Source organism: Paenibacillus stellifer (assembly GCF_000758685.1).
GTDB lineage: Bacteria > Bacillota > Bacilli > Paenibacillales > Paenibacillaceae > Paenibacillus_AQ > Paenibacillus_AQ stellifer.
This window is the reverse complement of the sequence record NZ_CP009286.1, coordinates 4,922,292-4,940,274: the sequence shown is the minus strand read 5'-3', so window position 1 is coordinate 4,940,274 and position 17,983 is coordinate 4,922,292. Positions and strand designations below refer to the sequence as shown.

The following is a 17,983-nucleotide window of genomic DNA, read 5'->3' as shown; positions in this document are numbered from 1 at the left end:
CCAATAAGCCAACAAGCTCAGGAGGATGGTTATGTCATTTGTTCCAAAGTACTGGGAAGATCCCGAGTTGCTGCAAATCAACAGGGAAGCGGCGAGAGCTTACTATATCCCCTATGCATCCGCTGCGGATGCGCGAAGCCGGAAGCGGGGGCGCTCCCCGTATTATGTAACGCTGAACGGGCGCTGGAAGTTCAAATACCACAGCAGCGTCTCGGAAGTGAAGGAAGAATGCGTGACTACGGACTGCGACACCGGCGGCTGGGATGATCTGACCGTGCCTTCCTGCTGGCAGACGAACGGTTACGACCAGCTGCATTACACGAACATCAATTATCCGTTTCCGTTCGATCCTCCTTTCGTGCCGAACGAGAACCCCGCCGGCGTGTATGTCCGGGAGTTCTCGCTCCCGGACAAGTGGGAAGGCAAGGAGAAATACGCGGTGTTCGAAGGAGTCAACTCCTGCTTCTACCTGTGGGTGAACGGTCAGTTCATCGGCTACAGCCAAGGAAGCCGGATGCCCGCTGAATTCAATATTTCATCCTATGTGCGTCCCGGTGTGAACCGGATGACCGTCATGGTGCTGAAATGGTGCGACGGCAGTTATCTGGAGGATCAGGATCTGTGGAGATTCTCCGGCATTTTTCGGGATGTCTATCTGCTTGCCCGGGAATCCGCCCACATCACTGATGTATTCAACCGCACATCTCTGTCGGCGGGCTATGATGAAGCGGCGCTGGACTGCGAAATCGGGACAACCGGAAGTCTGGAAGTCGAAGCCGAACTTCGGGATGGAGACGGCGTCACGCTGGGAACCGCACAGGCAGTAATCGACGGCCTGGGAACGCTTAAGCTCCGCGTCAGCCATCCCGTGCTGTGGAATGCGGAGCATCCGTACCTGTACCACCTGTATGTGAGCGCAGGCGGGGAGGTGCTGCATTTTGCCGTGGGATTCCGGGAAATATCGATTCAAGGCGGCGTGTTCACCATCAACGGGCAGGCGGTGAAGCTGAAAGGGGTCAATCGGCATGATTCCCACCCGGAGCTTGGCCAGACAATTCCGGTCAATCATATGGTGAAGGATCTGCGGCTGATGAAGCAGCACAACATCAATACGATCCGCACCTCCCATTATCCGAACGACTCCCGGTTCCTGGAGCTGTGCGACGAATACGGCTTCTACGTGGTAGGCGAAGCTGATCTGGAATGCCACGGCGCGCTGCCGGCAGGAGACTTCAACTGGTTCACACGCCAGCCGGGATGGGAGAAGGCTTTTGTAGAGCGGGCATACCGGATGGTAGAGCGGGACAAGAACCACCCGTCCGTCATTATCTGGTCCATGGGGAATGAATCGGGCTATGGGGAGAATCATATGGCGATGGCCCGCTGGACCAAGGGCAGAGACGCTTCGCGCCCGATTCATTACGAAGGCTCCGACCCCCGGCACGGCGGCAGTCCGGACACGGAAGTGCTCGACATGGAGAGCCGGATGTACGCTTCGAGCGAAGCGATTGCGGCCTATGCATCCGACCCGGATACGAGCAAGCCGATGTTCCTGTGCGAGTACAGCCATGCCATGGGCAACGGGCCGGGCGATTTGCAGGATTACTGGGATGTTATCAACCGCTATCCGAAGCTGATGGGCGGCTGCGTCTGGGAATGGGTGGATCACGGCATCAAGATTATGAAGAACGGCCGCCCCTTCTACGCCTACGGAGGGGATTTCCGAGACAAGCCCAATGACGGCAATTTCTGCATCGACGGCCTGGTGTCGCCGGACCGGAAGCCGCATCCCGGGCTGCTGGAGCTGAAGCAGGTCATCGCTCCTGTAATCTTCGAGGCCGAAGATCTGGAGGCGGGTCTTATCAAGGTTCACAACCGATACGACTTCAGCGATCTCTCCGGCGTCAAAGTGTTGTGGAAGCTGGAGCGGGACGGCGAGACCGTCCGCCAGGGCGAAATCGGCGGGCTATCTGCCGGTCCGCACGGCTCGCAGACCCTTGAAGCCGATTTCGGCAAGCCGGATGGGCCGGGGAGGTACTATGTGACGCTGTCCTGCGTGACGGCGCAGGAGACTTGGTGGGCGGCTCCCGGCCACGAGATATCCTTCGGCCAGTTTAAGCTCCCGACTCCGCAGCCGGAGACGTTCAAGCCCGAGGCGCTTTCACCGCTGCATACGGAGATGCTGGACGGCCGGCTTGTCATCCGCGGCTTTGACTTTGAGTATGGCTTCAACCTGGAGACCGGATCGTTCGACAGCCTGGTCAAGAACGGAGTAGAGCTGCTGCAGACGCCGCTCTCTTTCTCGGTATGGCGCGCCCCGGCTGATAACGACCGGTTCGTGAAGGAGGAATGGATGAAGGAGGGCTACGAGCGGGCGAAAGCGCATATTTACGCCGTAGACATCATCCGGCAGGACGGCGAAGCCATCGAGGTGGAGACGGCGTTCTCGCTCGGAGGCTATCTGCGCCCGCCGATCCTGAAAGGAACGGCACGCTGGACGGCGGACGCGTCAGGCGGTCTTCACCTCCAAGCGGGCGTTAAGGTGAGGGATAATATTCCGTTTCTGCCGCGCTTCGGACTGTGCGCTGTAATGCCGGAGGGGAATGAAGAAGTGGAGTACTTCGGAAAAGGTCCCCATGAGAGCTATATCGACAAAGGACGCAGCACCAAAACGGGAAAATACTTGACTACTGTCGACGATTTGTTCGAAGATTATATTATGCCGCAGGAGAATGGCTCCCACAATGAAACGGAGTGGGTTATCGTCTCCAGCGAGCTCGGCATGGGGCTGAGATTCGACAGCAGCACACCGTTCTCATTCAACGCTTCGCATTATACACCGGAGGATTTGACCGAGGCCGGGCATAATTACGAGCTGTCCCGCAGACCGGAGACGATCGTTCATCTGGATTACCGGATGAGCGGCGTCGGCTCCAACTCCTGCGGTCCCGCGCTGCTTGCGCCGTACAGGCTGGATGAGAAGGAATTCGAATTCGGGCTGAGCATAGCGCCGGTATTCAAGGAGGATGAATAGGCAATAGGCAGGCTGGGCCAGATAGATGACGTCACGGCCGGATGTACGGATAGGCCAGGGAGACCGGATCGAGTCAGATCCGGTTTGCCCTTTTTCCGGCTGGCATTTTGCGTAATACGGCCGGCATCTGGCGTAATTGGAATACATGCAGGTTGATGGTATGCGGTTGGTTCAACTCGCTCCATGGATTTATGTTAAATGCTCGGTAAATAAGGCAATCGAAGCTATGGAGATGGAGGGGATCGTATGAAATGGCGCGCTTCGTATCGCGGAGACCGGCGCAGCCCTCCTGCGGTACCGGTCGGCCGGAGCATGTACGCCAAGCTGCTGATGTTCTTCATGGTCATTGCGCTGCTGCCGCTGGCAGTCATGGGGTACTTCTCCACCCACAAATCGTCGCAGATCGTGAATGCGCAGTTCGGAAGCTACGGGATGAACGCGATCGAGGAGCTGAAGCTGCTGCTGGACACCAGCGTGGCGCAGATGGACAATATTACGGGAAATCTGTTAAATTATTTGATCTCTACGCCGATTGTGATCGAAGAGGGCGAGACGCCGAGCTACAGCCGCTATCAGGAGGAGCAAGCGCTGCGGCGCTACCTGATGTCTTTTGAGACGGTCAATATTGTAAGCGTTTCAGTTGTGACTCCGTCGGGTAAAATTATCGGCAGCGGCGCGATCGATCCTATCCGGCTGGCGGATTCCTCCTTCTGGCACGGCGCTTCCGGCGACGGGGGACGGCAGGTCATCATCCATCGTTCAGATTACTATTACAGCTTCGTGGAAGAGAACACGGTCATCAGTCTCGTGGTGCCGGTTAAGGACCATTTCGGACTCCCTTCGGGCAGCCGGATTCTGATCGATACGAAGGCGGACCCTGTGGTCGATCTGCTGCGGGCGTTCCAGCATAACATGAACGCCCATCTGCAGATCCGCTCGGGAGACGGCGCTGTGCTGCTCCAGAGCTCTGAGGGATACGTCGGCGCGGAGGACGATGTGGTGTGGTCCGGCGTTATGGAGCGGGAGGGCTGGACCGTTGAAGCCCGGGTGCCGCATAGCGAGTTCTACCGGTCCTCCGGCGTGATCCTCAATTACACGCTGCTCGTTGCGGGCTGCACGCTCGTCTTCGTCATCCTGATAGCTCATTTCTTCTCGCTCCGCCTCACGCGGCCCATTCAGAAGCTTACCCAATCCATGCGGAGATTCGGCCAGGGAGAGCTGTTCATTCAGACGCCCGTGCTGTCCTCTGACGAGCTCGGCTATTTAAGCCGCTCGTTCAACCGGATGACCGGGCAGATTCAGGAGCTGGTACGCGAGATCAGCCGGACCGAGAAGCTGCGGGGCGAAGCGGAGCTGCGGGCGCTGCACTACCAGATCAATCCGCATCTGCTCTTTAACACCCTGAACACCATCCAGTGGAAGGCGAGACTGGCCGGCCGCCGTGATATTCAGAGGATGGTCGAGCATCTCGTCGCTGTGCTGGACAGCAGCCTGTCGGTATCAAGGACGCTGATCACGCTGGAAGAAGAGCTGGATGTCGTCCAGCATTTTATCGAGATCCAGCGGTTTCGCTACGACGACGCCTTTAAGTTCACGATGGAGGCGGCGCCGGAGCTGATGACTTGCCTTGTTCCGCGCATGGTGTTCCAGCCGCTGCTGGAGAACATCTTCTTTCACGGCTTTACGGACGGGGAAGGCGAAATCAGGCTGTCGCTGTCTTCCGGACCGGATGGAATTACGGCGGTGCTGACCGACAACGGGCTTGGCATCAAGCCGGAGCATTTGCAATATGTCAGAGACGGTCAAGTCGTTCCCGGCAAAAAGGGCGGGCTTGGCCTGCGGAACGTGATGGAGCGCTTTAGCATGCATTTTGGCGATAGCTGTACGTTTACGATTGAGTCAGAACGAAACCATGGAACGAAGGTGACGATACGATGGCCCAAGACTTACGGAGAGACCGCCCCCTGAAGGTATTGATCGTCGATGATGAACAGTTGGTCCGAAAAGGCCTGAAAATGACAGTGGATTGGGGCAGACATGATATGACCGTCGTTGATGACGCCCCGAACGGCGCTTTGGGTTGGGAGAAGGTAATCCGCCACGAGCCGGACGTTGTCATAACCGACATCGTAATGCCCGAAATGGACGGCATCGAGCTGGCACAGAAAATTCGTAACCGTTATCCCCATGTCAAAATATTGTTTCTGAGCTGTCACCGTGATTTCGCCTATGCGCAGCAGGGCATCCAGATCGGCATCTCCGACTATATCGTCAAGACCAGTATGGGCGAAGAAGAAGTAGAGCGCTGCCTGGATAAAATCCGGCGGGAATGCCTTTCCCGCCCGGTGACACAACTCCCGGAGGCGCCGGTCGCAGATGACGGGGACACCGTGACCGATTGGCTGCGGCGGCAGGATGCTCCGGCGGCTGCGAAGCTGTCGGCAAAGCTTGAGAAGGAATGGAGCTGGATGATCTTACAGAGCTGCATCCTTCACTTATACGATATTGGAAGCGTTACCAAAAATTCGGATACCGCTTCCGCTGAGAGAAGGAACCGTCTGAAAGACGTTTCACAGGAGCAGGTCGGCGGGTTTGTTCTGACGGAGCAGGCTGGCGGGCTTGTCCTGACAGAGAAATCGGGTCGGCTACCTCTGGAGGAACCGGAGCGGCGGCCTATGGAGGAATCGGAGCAGCGATCCCTTGAAGAATGGGGGCGTCAATCCGTGGAGGAGCCGGAGCGGCAGCTGTACCGGCTGCTTGCGCCGGATTTCGCAACGGGGATACCCGGACGGGCGCTCTTTCCCTGCCCGGACGGCTCGGTGCTGCTTCTCTGCCCCTGGGATGAGCGGGATCTGGCCGAGCATGAGCTGCTGAATGTGAAGCTCGCGCGCATTCCCGGACTGGAATGGAGGGAGGATGGCCCGGTCGAAGGCGTCATGCGCTGGACCGAGGGCGTGATGCGCCTTCTGCGCCTGCGGGCGATTGAACGGGAGACGCCTCTCTCAAGCCGCCAGCACAAGGAGGATATTTATCGCGCCATCGACTATATTAACCGGCATCTGCAGCTTGACCCGAGAGCGGGCGAAATCGCCGACCGGATCGGCGTCAGCCGCAGCTATTTCAGCACGGTGTTCAAGGAAGCAACCGGCTGCAGCCTGATTGATTTCATCACGCGCAAGAAGCTGGAGCGGGCGCAGAGCCTGCTGGAAATGACGGATTACCGGATCGAGGAAATTGCGGAGAAGGCCGGCATCGGCGACGTGAAGTATTTTGCCAAATGGTTCAAGAAGAGCACCGGTTTCGCTCCCGGACAATACCGCCAGCAGACAAAAAGACACTGAAATCCAATAAAAGAACCAATCGCCCGGAGAGCCGCCGGGCGTTTTTGCTACATTCCAATAAAAGTGAACCTTTTTCGAACGGCAATCGGCTGTGAAACCCCTTACATTTTTCTTATGATGAGATCAACCCACTAGAGGAGGTCAAAAAATCACATGCAGAACAAAAGAGGGAAAATGCTGCTTTCCGGGCTCTTCGCGGCTTCCATGCTGCTCAGCGCCTGCTCGGGTTCCAATTCGCAGAACGCTTCCGGTTCGGGCGGGACACAGCAGGGAGGAGGAGAGAAGGTCAAGCTGGTCGTCTGGATCTGGGAGCAGGCCAAAGCGGGAATCGATCTCAACATGGACCGCTTCAAGGAAGCCTATCCGAATATCGACGTCGAATTCCAGACCATGAAATCCACCGACCTCTATCAGAAATATCTGGTGTCTTCCAATACGGATGATGCGGTGCCGGATGTGCTGGCGCTGGAATCGACGAATCTCTCGCAGATGGTGCAGATCAACTCGCTGCTCGACATCACCGACCGTGTGGCGCCGTACAAGGATAAAATCGTGCCTTACAAATGGAAGGACGCCACCATGGACGACAAAGTCTACGCCATGCCATGGGACAGCGGCCCGGTGGTGATGTTCTACCGAAACGACCTGTTCGAGAAGGCCGGCCTGCCGACCGATCCGGATGAAGTCGCCTCGAAACTCAAGACATGGAACGATTATTACGAAGCCGCCAAGCTCGTGAAGGAGAAGACCGGAGCGTTCATGTACGGTGATTCCAAGACGAACTCCAGCAACCGCGTCTTCGAATCGATGATGTGGCAGCGCGGGCTCTGGTATTTCGACGAGAATGGCAAGGTCGCAGTGGACAGCCCGGAAGTGAAGGAGATCGCGGATTATCTCATCAAGATGCAGAAGGAAGGGCTCGTCTATGACGCCCGCGCGAACACCGATCCTTGGGGCAATGCCATCAGCCAAGGCCAAATCGCGACTGTCGTCGGGGGCTCCTGGCATGACGCGACGATCGAGAAGCAGTACTCCCCGCAGGATTCGGGCAAATGGTCGGTGACGACGATGCCGAAATGGTCTGCGGATGACCAGTACGGCGGAGCCAATCAGGGCGGTTCCAACCTCGCGATCAACAAGAACTCGAAGCATCCGGACGAAGCGTGGAAGTTCATCGAATTCATGCTGGGCAACGAAGAGTCGCAGACCAAGATGATGCTGGAAGCGGGATTGTTCCCGTCGCTGACCACCGTGTACACAACCTCGGCTATGGATAAGCAGTTCGACTATTTCAAAGGACAGCCTGTTCTGAAGACGTACGCCAAATCGCTGGAGAGTACGTATCCGCTGGCTTACACCTCCGATTTCCCGATGGCCAACAAGCTGATGACCGATGTGTGGGCGAAGGTCTTTCTGAACAATGCGTCTTCGGAAGACGCGCTTAAGGCCATGGCCGACGAGCTTCGCCAGAAGACCAAGAGAGAGTAGACCGCATACAGAAATCAAGGATTCAAGGAGGGGAGGATTTTCATGGAAAGGACAGGCTGGAACAGGCAGCTCCGCTATGCTCCGTATCTGTACATTTCCCCATACTTTATATTATTCGGCATCTTCTCGCTGTACCCGATCATCTATTCCTTCTATCTCAGTCTGACGGAGTGGAACGGATCGCGCGACAAGCTGTTCGTGGGGCTGGACAATTATGCGGCCCTGTTGAGAGATCATTACTTCTGGCTGTCGCTGTGGAACAGCGTCGTTATCTTCCTGATGTATGTGCCGCTGATGCTGTTTCTCGGCTTGATTTTTGCCAGCATGCTGAATTCGAACTGGATGGTGGGCAAGGGATTTTTCCGGATGGCCCTGTTCGTGCCGAACTTTGTGTCGGTGGTCGCCGTATCGTTCGTATTCGTGCTGCTGTTCAACACCCAGGACGGGCTGATCAATACGTTTCTTATGAATCTGGGCTGGATCAAGAACCCGCTTCCGTGGCTGGATTCCCCCTGGTGGGCGCGCTTCTCGGTGGCGTCGATGGTGCTGTACCGCTGGCTCGGCTACAATATGCTGCTCCTGATGACGGGACTTCAGAGCATTCCGAAGGATCTGTACGAAGCGGCCTATGTCGACGGGGCAACGAAGGTGAAGAGCTTCTTCCTGATCACGATTCCTCTGGTCAAAAAAATGCTGCTCTTCTGCACCGTACTCTCCACCATCGGCACCTTCTCGCTGTTCACCGAACCCTACATCCTCACCAAAGGCGGTCCGCTCAATTCGACGCTTACGCCGGTGCTGATGCTGTACAATGAAAGCTTTCAAAATTTCAACTTCGGCTACGCCTCATCGATCGCGGTCTGCTTCTTCATCCTGATGATGACCGTCTCGCTGATCCAGATGCGTCTGTTCGATGAGAAATAAGGAGGGAGATTCGCTTGACGATACTGACTCAGACGAAAATGAAGCCCACAGCGAAGAGGGCCAGCCGTTCAGGAGAAAAGAGCCTGACTTCCGGAGCAGCCTTCCTCCTGATGGCGGTCGTCTCCCTCGTGACCCTGTTCCCGCTGTTCTGGCTGTTCAGCTCGTCGCTTAAAGATATCAGCGAGATTTTCATCAATCCGCCGATCTGGATTCCGACGACGCTGCACTGGGAGAATTTCACCGAGCTGTTCGTGAACCGCAAATTCGGCATCATAACCTGGAACAGCCTGCTGCTGTCCACGACCATGACGGTTACCGCGCTGCTGTTCTGCAGTCTGGCGGGCTTCGCCTTTGCCAAATACAAGTTCCGGGGCAAGGACTTGCTGTTCATCTTCGTGCTTGCCTCGCTGATGATTCCGCATGAAGCGACGATGGTTCCGCTCTTCGTCATTTACAAAAATCTGCACCTGATCGACAACATCTGGGGCGTGATTTTGCCCGACCTGGCCAACGCATTCGGCATCTTCTTCATGCGGCAGTACTGCAGCACGATTCCCGATGAAATGATGGAGGCGGCCCGGATCGACGGCTGCAGCGAGATCAGCATGTTCCGCAAGATTATTTTGCCCAACCTGAAGTCCGCTTTCGCCGCGCTGGGAATTATCCTGTTCGTCAAGCAGTGGAACAACTTCCTGTGGCCGTCCGTCATTCTGCGCTCCCAGGAGCATATGACGCTCTCCGTGGCGCTGAAGGCGCTGGAGGACAGCAACAACACGCCGTATCATCTCATCATGGCCGGCTCGGTCGTCAGCGTGCTTCCGCTGCTTATTATCGTGTTGATCTTCCAGCGTCAGCTGATCTCCGGCATGATTGACGGGGCGGTCAAGGGATAGCAACGGGCAAAGGATAGATGTACGTGTGACAGGAAAGCGTTAATGATTCGGATGTGTCAATGATTCGAGTGATTGAAGATGTGAGAGCTTATGCCCGAAGAGGAAGGAGAGATGCTGGGCCATGAGATTTGGCGTTGATTATTACCCCGAGCACTGCCCGCCCGGGCTGTGGGAGCAGGATGCGGACATGATGCGGGAGCTGGGCATCGAGGTCGTGCGGATGGCGGAATTCTCCTGGGCGAAGATGGAGCCGGAGCCGGGAGTGTATGACTTCGGCTGGCTGGATGAAGCCATCGCCCTGCTGGGAGAGCGGGGGATCAAGACGGTGCTGGGCACGCCGACAGCAGCACCGCCGGTCTGGATGATGGAACTGCATCCCGATCTGTACCCGGTGAATGCGGAGGGACGAAGGGTGAGCTTCGGCGGGCGGCATCATGATTGCCAATCGCATCCGGCGTACCGGAAGCATATTGAAGATTTCGTACGCACGATGGCCTTGCGCTACCGGGACAACCCTCATGTCGCGGGCTGGCAGATCGACAATGAGCTGGGCAACAGCCACCGCAATCTGTGCTACTGCGACTACTGCCGGGGGCAGTTTCAGCGGTGGCTGGAGGAACGGCACGGCTCGATTGAGGCGCTGAACGAGGCATGGGGGACGGTGTTCTGGAGCCAGACCTACACCAGCTTCTCGCAGATTCCCGTCCCTCTGCCTACGCCTAACAGCCATAATCCGTCGCTTCTTCTGGACTGGAAACGCTTCTGCTCCAGCCTGGTCGTAAAGTTCCAGAAGTGGCAGGCCGATATTTTGCGCGAGGTATGTCCCGGGCATTTTCTTACCCATAACTTCATGGGCTTCTTTGACAAGACGGATTACTTCGAGCTGGCGAAGGATCTCGATTTCGTCTCCCATGACCAGTATCCGATGCTGTTCCTGGAGGAACGCATCCGCCGCAGCTCGCCTTCCCATCTCGGCATGGCGCTCGACCTCATGAGAGGTACGAAAGGCAAGCCGTTTTGGGTCATGGAACAGCTTGCCGGACCGACGGGCACGGAAATTCTCGGCTCGACGCCCCGACCGGGACAGATGCGGCTGTGGACGTACCAGTCCGTCGCCCACGGGGCGGATGCCATCGTCTATTTCCGGTGGGACACCTGCCTGTTCGGCAGCGAGCAGTACTGGCATGGCATTCTGCCGCACAGCCGCATTCCGGGCCGGCGCTATGCGGAGATTCGGCAGAGCATTGCCGAGCTGGCTCCCCATATGGAGGCGTTCCGGGGCGGTCTGCCCGAAGCCGAGGTCGCGATCGTGTTCAGCTATGACCAGGAATGGGCGCTGCAAATCCAGCCCCATCATCCCGATCTGAATTACGTTGCCCATCTGCACCGCTATTACAAGGCCTTCTTCGATCAGAGCGTCCCGGTTGATCTGATATCGGAGCATGACGATTTCAGCAAATATAAAGTGCTGATCTTTCCGCTTCTGTTCGTCACGGATTCTAAGCTTTGCCGCAAGCTCTATGATTATACGGAGGCAGGCGGCCATGTCCTGCTCGATATGCGGGCAGGCGTTAAGGACCGGAACAACGCCGTTATTCCACAGACGCTGCCGGGAGAGTACGCGGAGCTGCTGGGGCTGAGTATTTACGATTACGACTGCCTCCGCCAGTTCGGGCAAGGAGTGAAATGGCTGGAGGATGGCGGAAACGCCGTCTCCCCGGTCTCAGCCGCCTCCGGCATGGAGGATGATTTCGACAAGACGTACAAGGAAGCCGAGTTGCCCGGGCTCGCGGATGTGGCCGGTAATGAAGCGGGCTTGGCTGAAGCAGAGCCAGTCGGCGCGGTTGGCACGGATGGCGGCGAAGGCGAGGAAGAGGCGGAGCTGTGGTGTGACATCATCACGGCGGAAGGCGCGGAGGTTCTGGCCGTCTATACCCGGGATTTCTACGCCGGGACTCCGGCTGTAACCCGCCATGCCTACGGCCGGGGACTAGCTTATTACGCAGGCACGGAGCTGGGTCCCCGGATGATGGGTAAGCTGGTCCGGGAGCTCATGAAGAGTGCGGGTATCACCGGAATTGCCGCCGCCCCGGACGGCGTCGAGATCGACCGGAGACGGGGGAGAGACGGCAGCTATTACTTCGTTATGAACCATAACCGGACCACATGCGAGCTTGACATTCCGGCCGGATGGGAGCAGGTATCGGGAGATTTCGGGGGCGGTGACGGAAGCGCGCCCGGCAGGAAGAGCAGGGAGGCGGGGAACGCCGCAGATAAGCCAGGGATCGCCGCAGATAAGCCGGGGCTCTATGACGGATTAGCCGAATCCGTACGCATCGTCATGCAGCCCTTTGACTGTGCCTTGTTTGTGGAACGGGACTGAAGCCTTGATGATATGAAGTAGAACGAACCTTAAACTGGGCGGCTGCATATGGTGAAGCGACTAGATAATGATGTTAAGGAGTGAATCCAAATGGCCTACTTGCCGCCGTCGGGATCTCCCGGTCAGACGCTGCCTCCTCCGCCCAGCTACATTCCGCCAACACAAGGCGGATCATACCTCATTGATTGCTTGCACAGCTACACTTATGTATGGCTGTGGAATGGAGACAGCTTCTGGTATTATCCGACCCGGGTTGAATATGGAGAAGTTTCAGGTTACCGCTGGAGCGGACAATTCTGGTACTACTACGGCATAGATCCGCGGTTTATACGCGAGGTTTCCTGTCCGCCTGTTCCTACGCTGTATTAAGCTTATATTGACATTCAAATTTAAAGCATTATACTAAGAACCAATTAAACAGCAGTTCGTATAACCCTGATAATCGGTTCGGGGGCTCTACTAGGATCCGTAAAACCTAACTACGAACGCAATATGAACGATATTGCGTCCGTCCGGTTAGGTTTTTTATGTGGTCCTATTTGCGTTATCCAATAAGGAGGAGAAGAGAATGGGAACTCTGCTAATCAGGAATGCCAGAAACATCATAACCATGGATGAAGGCCGCACATGCTATCCCGGCGGCAGCCTCTATGCCGAGGGGCATGAAATCAAGGCGATCGGTTACGATCTGCCTTATGAAACGGCGGATACGGTGATCGACGCGATGGGCAAGATTGTCTATCCGGGGCTGATCAACACGCATCATCATCTGTACCAGACTTTTACCCGCAACATTCCCTGGGCCCAGGACTGCGAGCTGTTCGACTGGCTGGTCACGCTGTATGACATCTGGAGACATATGCAGCCGCGCGATGTGTACTTAAGCGCCAAGGTCGGGCTTGGCGAGCTGCTGAAGAACGGCTGCACGACGGCGTCGGATCATTTCTACTGCTTCCCGAACGGAATCAGCGGCGAGCTGATCGATGAGGAGATTCAGGCGGCGCGCGAGCTCGGCATCCGCTTCTTTCCGACGCGGGGCTCCATGGACTTGGGCAGGTCGGCCGGAGGGCTTCCGCCCGATGAGGTGACCCAGAGCATCAATGTCATTCTGAAGGACACGCAGCGGGTCATCGAGACCTATCACGATGCTTCCCCGTTCTCCATGCTTCGTGTTGGCGTGGCGCCCTGCTCGCCGTTCTCCGTCTCCGAGGACCTGCTGCGTGAATCCGCCAAGCTGGCCCGCAGCTACGGGGTGCGCATGCATACCCATCTGGCGGAGACGCAGGATGAGGAGAAATTCTGCTATGACAAGCTCGGACTCCGGCCTCTGGAATACATGGAGAAGACGGGATGGACGGGCAATGACGTGTGGTATGCGCACGGCATTTACTTCAATCACGACGAAATTCACCGGCTGGGAGCCTGCGGCTGCGGTGTCGCGCATTGCCCGAGCAGCAACATGAAGCTGTCCTCCGGCGTGCTTCCAGTCCGGCAAATGCTGAATGCCGGGGTGAAGCTGGGGCTCGGCGTTGACGGCTCCGCCTCCAACGACGGCTCGAATCTGCTGGCGGAGGTGCGCCAGGCGTACCTGCTTCACCGTCTCACCTCCGGCCTGAACGGGCTGTCGGCCGAGGAGAGCCTCTGGGTAGGCACCGTCGGCTCTTCCCGGGTGCTCGGCTGGGACGATGCCATCGGCTCCCTGGAGCCGGGCAAGGCCGCCGATCTGTTCATGATCGACGCCGGGCGGCTCGAATTCGCGGGGGCGCTGTTCGACGATGCGGCGCTGCCGGCCGCGGTCGGCAGCGGACGGCCCGTGGACATGACGATCGTCGGGGGAAAGGTTGTCGTCAAAGACGGAAGGCTGGTCGGCACGGATGAAGAGCAGCTTGCCCGGGAAGCGCAGGCCTCGGCCGCCCGGATGCTGGAGGTCGCCTCGAAGCGAACCGGAACGAACTACTACAAGCACCGACTTTAAAATTATAAGAATTATTAAGGAGATAACTGCACTATCATTCTAAATTGCCGTAATTCCCTTTAATCATGTATGCAATATTACGGATGATTTATATAAACTTATCCGTAAGTCATTTCAAACACATGATAAAGGGGACTTTTTCTTCATGAACTCTAATACAACTGTTCTTAACAAAGTTGGTGAAAGTGCTTGAAAGTGCTGAAGTTTCGCGACGGTTACCGTTAACTGGCCTGCTGGGATTAGCCATGGCTGGATTTATATGTATACTTACTGAAAGCCTGCCGGCCGGTTTGCTGCCGTACATGGCAGAGGACCTTGGAATAACAGAGGCGCTTGCCGGACAGTTCGTCACTCTTTATGCGGTCGGGCCACTATCGGCTGCCATACCGTTAACGGCCGCCATCCGCGGATGGAGACGGCGTCCACTTTTATTGGTGTGTATTATCGGTTTTCTTTTGTTTAACACCATAACCGCTGTATCTTCCGAGTATGCGCTGACCCTTGCAGCCCGTTTCTTTGCAGGGGTATCGGCCGGCGTGTTTTGGGGGATGACTGCTGGATACGCGCGTCGAATGGTGCCTGATTCTCAGAAAGGAAGAGCGATGGCTGTGGCCACGGTTGCACACCTTTGGCATTGGCGCTTGGCGTGCCGGTCGGTACCTTTTTCGGAAACCTTGTGGGCTGGCGCTTGATTTTCGGAACCGTGTCCATGCTGACAGCAGTCTTGATTGTTTGGGTGCTCTGGAAGCTGCCGGATTATGGAGGGGAACCTTCGGATGATCAACTTCCTCTTTATAAGGTCTTCTCGATTCCTGGAGTGAGGCCAATTCTATTCGTTGTCTTGACTTGGGTGTTGGCTCATAACATTCTATACACTTATATTTCTCCATATCTCGCCCGGACAGCGCTTGCCGGCAGGGTTGATTTGGTTTTGATGATTTTCGGTATAACTTCGGTCCTGGGCATTTGGATTGTCGGGTTGTTCATCGACCGTTTCATGAGGCTGCTCGTTTTAGTCGGCATTACAGTGTTTGCGTTGGCCTCCATAGCGATAGGGATTGGCGCCGGTCAACCTCCAGTTATTCTTTTAGGCGTGACGGCATGGGGACTTACGTTTGGAGGAGCGGCAACCTTACTGCAGACAGCCATTGCTCAAGCAGGGGGCAAGGGCGCGGATATTGCCCAATCGATGCTTGTTACCGTATGGAATCTGGCTATCGGCGGGGGAGGAATCATCGGCGCTATCCTTCTTGAGTGGTTCGGGGCGGAATACCTTCCGGCTTCCTTGTTCATCTTACTGCTTCCCGCTCTGATAATAGCTGGGTGGGCCCAAAAGCACGGGTTCCCTGGAAAAAAGTAAAGATACACCATAATATTTGGAACGCAAAAAGGAACCCGATCTTCCGGATTCCTTTTTTTATTTATTTTTCATTCGATACCGGACATGTTTTATGCCAGTAAATTCGCGCTTTCAATAAGGTCTTTATATGCGATAGGGGAAGACATCACAATTAGGGTTGTATAGGTCCCGAACGGATCACACCGATTTTCGAACTCTTCCAGTCCCAGCGTTGAATCGGTCATCACTTTCAATAAATAGTTGTGCTCTCCGCTGATCCGATAACATTCAGACACTTCAGGCGATTCACGGCAAAAATCAAGGAAAGCATAGCATTCCCGCGTCCGAAAAAGCATATAAGCTGTGCACTGCTTGCCCACTTTTTGCGGGGAAACCACAGTGCGGTATTTTTCAATAACCCCTTTTTCTTCCATTCGTTTCACGCGTTCCGTTACGGCCGCCTGAGACGAGCCAACCAGCTTCCCCAAGTCGGTCATGGATAATCTTGCCTGGTTTTGCAGGTGAAACAGAATGTGATGATCGATTTCATCCACAACATCCCCTCCTTATAAATTCAAATATATTTATTATAAATACCTTTATAATCCTTCTGATTGAATAAGCTAACCTTAAATCGCTTATGTAATGCCTCTGGCATTCCAGCGCCTGGTCGATCAAAAAAGAAAATGATCCCACCAGAACCGTAATATCGGTCTCTAGAGGCTGCTCAAGAATTCGGATGGCCAGCACCCCGTTGCATCCGCAATCCTCGGTATCAAAAAAAGCTTGAAGTAACCGGGTAGTCCCTCCAAACTTTCCGATAGCTTTTCTTCCGTGTGGTCATCGAGTTGAATAATTATCCTGAGGTCTCCTTTGACGGTTAATTTTCATCCCAAAACGATGACAGCCATTTGCTTAGTACGTTTGCATGATTGTACTGTGGGTCCTTGGCGGCATAGACCAGCGTAACTTTACCGGCTTCCGCCGCCTTATGGATTTGTTCGGCCAGTTCCAGCTTCACCGGGTCTGTTTCAAGTTCCTTTATATACAGTAATTGAAACTCTTCAAATAGCTCCGGCTGGTGACAAAACCACTTGCGCAGCTCGGGACTTGGCGCCAAATTCTTCATCCAGATGCCAACAGCCGCTCCTTGCTTGGAAACTCCCCTCGGCCACAGCCGGTCGATCAAGATTCGAAGGCCGTCTTCCGGAAGAGGCTGCTCATAGACTCTTTTCAGTTCAATATTCATATGGAACCTCCAGGCATATTGCGGTTAGTCTCTATGTTGCTCAGAAATTTTCCTCTGTAAAAAAAGTATATATCACTTCCCCTTGGCTTTGGGTATCATTCTTCAAATTACAAGGGGATAGATGTCAGCTTGATGCATAAGTTGCGGTTTGCCGTATAATACGGCAGACCCACTTGCTGCCAGCAGGCAAACAGCGGTAAAATAATGAGATATATTGGAGATCATTCAAGTAATCATATGCTGTTGAAAGTAGCGTGGAACGATGGCGACCATTCATGATGTGGCATTAAAAGCAGGGGTATCGGTAACAACCGTCTCCCGTGTTATGAATAATAGGGGATACATCAGCGAGACGACCCGCAGCAAGGTGTATCAGGCAATGAATGAACTGAACTATCAGCCCAATGAAATTGCGCGTTCCCTGCTTCGCAAGCAGTCGAATATTCTGGGATTGATCATTCCCAACGTCTCGCATCCCTTTTTCAGCCAGCTGGCGGATCGGGTGGAGTACTACGCGGATATGGAAGGATACAAGGTTCTGCTCTGCAATTCCCAAATGGATCCTTCCAAAGAACGGGATTATATCGAAATGCTGAAGCGGAACCGGGTGGATGGAATCATTATGGGCAGCCATACGCTTGAGATTGAAGAATACCAGAATCTTCGTTCTCCAATTGTTACGATTGACCGGAAAATCGACGAGGAGATCCCCTGTCTCAGCTCGGACAATTACCGGGGAGGACAACTGGCGGCCGAGCTTCTTGTGGCCAAAGGCTGTCGTAAGATCGCCCACATTTGCGGCAACCTGGATCTGAAGATGCTGTCCAATCAGCGGACCGACGCTTTCCTGGACGTAGTAGGCAGGGCGGGAGTGGGCCATCTGGTCGTTCAGACCGATATGAACGTGTTCAACGAATCGCTGTACAGTGAACTTCTGCATACGCTGCTGGAATCCAATCCGGACATCGACGGTATTTTTGCTACAAGCGATATCCTGGCCGCCTATGCGCTTAAGGAATGCATTAGGGCCGGCAAAAGAGTTCCGGAGGACGTGCGTATCGTTGGGTACGACGACGTCGGGGCGGCGCGCTGGCTGACACCAGAACTGACGACGATCCGGCAGCCGATCGATGAATTGGGCCATCAGGCGGTTCGGCTTCTTCACAGACAAATCGAAGGAGAACAAGTGAGCTTTAACAATGTGCTTTCCGTTGAGCTGGTCGAAAGAGAGACCACATGACAACGGAGAGTTTTTTTTCGAAAAAATATGTTAAAGGTTTGATATGTCAAACCATTGACATATGCTAAAGGTTTGACATATAATCGGTTTGTAAGTTGCAAACGATTACATTTTGAG

General features: G+C 55.1%; 12 protein-coding genes, 1 pseudogene and 1 riboswitch. Of the genes and pseudogenes, 11 read left to right on the top strand and 2 right to left on the bottom strand.

Features of this window, described 5'->3' with window-relative positions; genetic code table 11:
* Positions 1–31 precede the first annotated feature (31 nt).
* From PSTEL_RS22740 to PSTEL_RS22695, 10 genes and pseudogenes are all read left to right on the top strand, one after another.
* Entirely contained in the window at positions 32–3,034 is a 3,003-nt protein-coding gene (locus PSTEL_RS22740) for a glycoside hydrolase family 2 TIM barrel-domain containing protein (RefSeq protein WP_038698902.1), read from the top strand.
* A 246-nt stretch (positions 3,035–3,280) separates the two neighbouring features.
* The gene (locus PSTEL_RS22735; RefSeq protein WP_052098886.1) at positions 3,281–5,002 is read left to right on the top strand and encodes a cache domain-containing sensor histidine kinase; all 1,722 of its coding nucleotides are present in this window, start codon (positions 3,281–3,283) and stop codon (positions 5,000–5,002) included.
* Positions 4,969–6,375 carry a response regulator transcription factor gene (locus PSTEL_RS26505; protein WP_052098879.1) on the top strand — a complete coding sequence of 469 codons (1,407 nt, stop codon included), beginning with the start codon at positions 4,969–4,971 and terminating at the stop codon, positions 6,373–6,375. The genes PSTEL_RS22735 and PSTEL_RS26505 overlap by 34 nt, the downstream gene beginning before the upstream one ends.
* A 153-nt stretch (positions 6,376–6,528) precedes the next feature.
* Positions 6,529–7,863 carry an ABC transporter substrate-binding protein gene (locus tag PSTEL_RS22725; RefSeq protein ID WP_052098875.1) on the top strand — a complete coding sequence of 445 codons (1,335 nt, stop codon included), beginning with the start codon at positions 6,529–6,531 and terminating at the stop codon, positions 7,861–7,863.
* A 42-nt stretch (positions 7,864–7,905) separates the two neighbouring features.
* Positions 7,906–8,787, top strand: a complete 882-nt coding sequence (locus PSTEL_RS22720) for a carbohydrate ABC transporter permease (protein WP_038698900.1) — start codon at positions 7,906–7,908, stop codon at positions 8,785–8,787.
* A gap of 14 nt (positions 8,788–8,801) precedes the next feature.
* Entirely contained in the window at positions 8,802–9,680 is an 879-nt protein-coding gene (locus PSTEL_RS22715) for a carbohydrate ABC transporter permease (protein WP_245625009.1), read from the top strand.
* A 121-nt stretch (positions 9,681–9,801) separates the two neighbouring features.
* The gene (locus tag PSTEL_RS22710) at positions 9,802–12,063 is read left to right on the top strand and encodes a beta-galactosidase (protein WP_052098872.1); all 2,262 of its coding nucleotides are present in this window, start codon (positions 9,802–9,804) and stop codon (positions 12,061–12,063) included.
* A 90-nt stretch (positions 12,064–12,153) separates the two neighbouring features.
* Positions 12,154–12,432 carry a hypothetical protein gene (locus PSTEL_RS22705; protein WP_038698898.1) on the top strand — a complete coding sequence of 93 codons (279 nt, stop codon included), beginning with the start codon at positions 12,154–12,156 and terminating at the stop codon, positions 12,430–12,432.
* Between the two features lie 36 nt (positions 12,433–12,468).
* Positions 12,469–12,565: riboswitch (purine riboswitch) on the top strand.
* A gap of 66 nt (positions 12,566–12,631) precedes the next feature.
* Complete coding sequence (locus PSTEL_RS22700) at positions 12,632–14,038, top strand: 8-oxoguanine deaminase (protein WP_038698896.1); 1,407 nt, start codon at positions 12,632–12,634, stop codon at positions 14,036–14,038.
* A gap of 245 nt (positions 14,039–14,283) precedes the next feature.
* A pseudogene (locus PSTEL_RS22695) lies at positions 14,284–15,398 on the top strand (MFS transporter).
* Between the two features lie 89 nt (positions 15,399–15,487).
* Here PSTEL_RS22695 and PSTEL_RS22690 read toward each other — a convergent pair.
* Both PSTEL_RS22690 and PSTEL_RS22685 read right to left on the bottom strand, forming a co-directional pair.
* A complete protein-coding gene (locus tag PSTEL_RS22690) occupies positions 15,488–15,931 on the bottom strand; it encodes an Lrp/AsnC family transcriptional regulator (protein WP_038698894.1) in 444 nt (147 codons plus the stop codon).
* A 326-nt stretch (positions 15,932–16,257) separates the two neighbouring features.
* Entirely contained in the window at positions 16,258–16,626 is a 369-nt protein-coding gene (locus tag PSTEL_RS22685; RefSeq protein WP_038698892.1) for a DUF488 domain-containing protein, read from the bottom strand.
* 262 nt (positions 16,627–16,888) lie between these two features.
* On the opposite strand from PSTEL_RS22685, the gene PSTEL_RS22680 reads away from it, so the two are divergent.
* A complete protein-coding gene (locus tag PSTEL_RS22680) occupies positions 16,889–17,866 on the top strand; it encodes a LacI family DNA-binding transcriptional regulator (protein WP_038698890.1) in 978 nt (325 codons plus the stop codon).
* Positions 17,867–17,983: the final 117 nt, after the last annotated feature.

What these genes read in the sequence shown, in the direction of transcription:
- PSTEL_RS22685 (WP_038698892.1), bottom strand. Translation starts at nt 16,626, where the DNA reads ATGAATATTGAACTGAAAAGAGTCTATGAGCAGCCTCTTCCGGAAGAC.
- PSTEL_RS22680 (WP_038698890.1), top strand. Translation starts at nt 16,889, where the DNA reads ATGGCGACCATTCATGATGTGGCATTAAAAGCAGGGGTATCGGTAACA.
- PSTEL_RS22725 (WP_052098875.1), top strand. Translation starts at nt 6,529, where the DNA reads ATGCAGAACAAAAGAGGGAAAATGCTGCTTTCCGGGCTCTTCGCGGCT.
- PSTEL_RS22735 (WP_052098886.1), top strand. Translation starts at nt 3,281, where the DNA reads ATGAAATGGCGCGCTTCGTATCGCGGAGACCGGCGCAGCCCTCCTGCG.
- PSTEL_RS22710 (WP_052098872.1), top strand. Translation starts at nt 9,802, where the DNA reads ATGAGATTTGGCGTTGATTATTACCCCGAGCACTGCCCGCCCGGGCTG.
- PSTEL_RS22720 (WP_038698900.1), top strand. Translation starts at nt 7,906, where the DNA reads ATGGAAAGGACAGGCTGGAACAGGCAGCTCCGCTATGCTCCGTATCTG.
- PSTEL_RS22705 (WP_038698898.1), top strand. Translation starts at nt 12,154, where the DNA reads ATGGCCTACTTGCCGCCGTCGGGATCTCCCGGTCAGACGCTGCCTCCT.
- PSTEL_RS22740 (WP_038698902.1), top strand. Translation starts at nt 32, where the DNA reads ATGTCATTTGTTCCAAAGTACTGGGAAGATCCCGAGTTGCTGCAAATC.
- PSTEL_RS26505 (WP_052098879.1), top strand. Translation starts at nt 4,969, where the DNA reads ATGGCCCAAGACTTACGGAGAGACCGCCCCCTGAAGGTATTGATCGTC.
- PSTEL_RS22700 (WP_038698896.1), top strand. Translation starts at nt 12,632, where the DNA reads ATGGGAACTCTGCTAATCAGGAATGCCAGAAACATCATAACCATGGAT.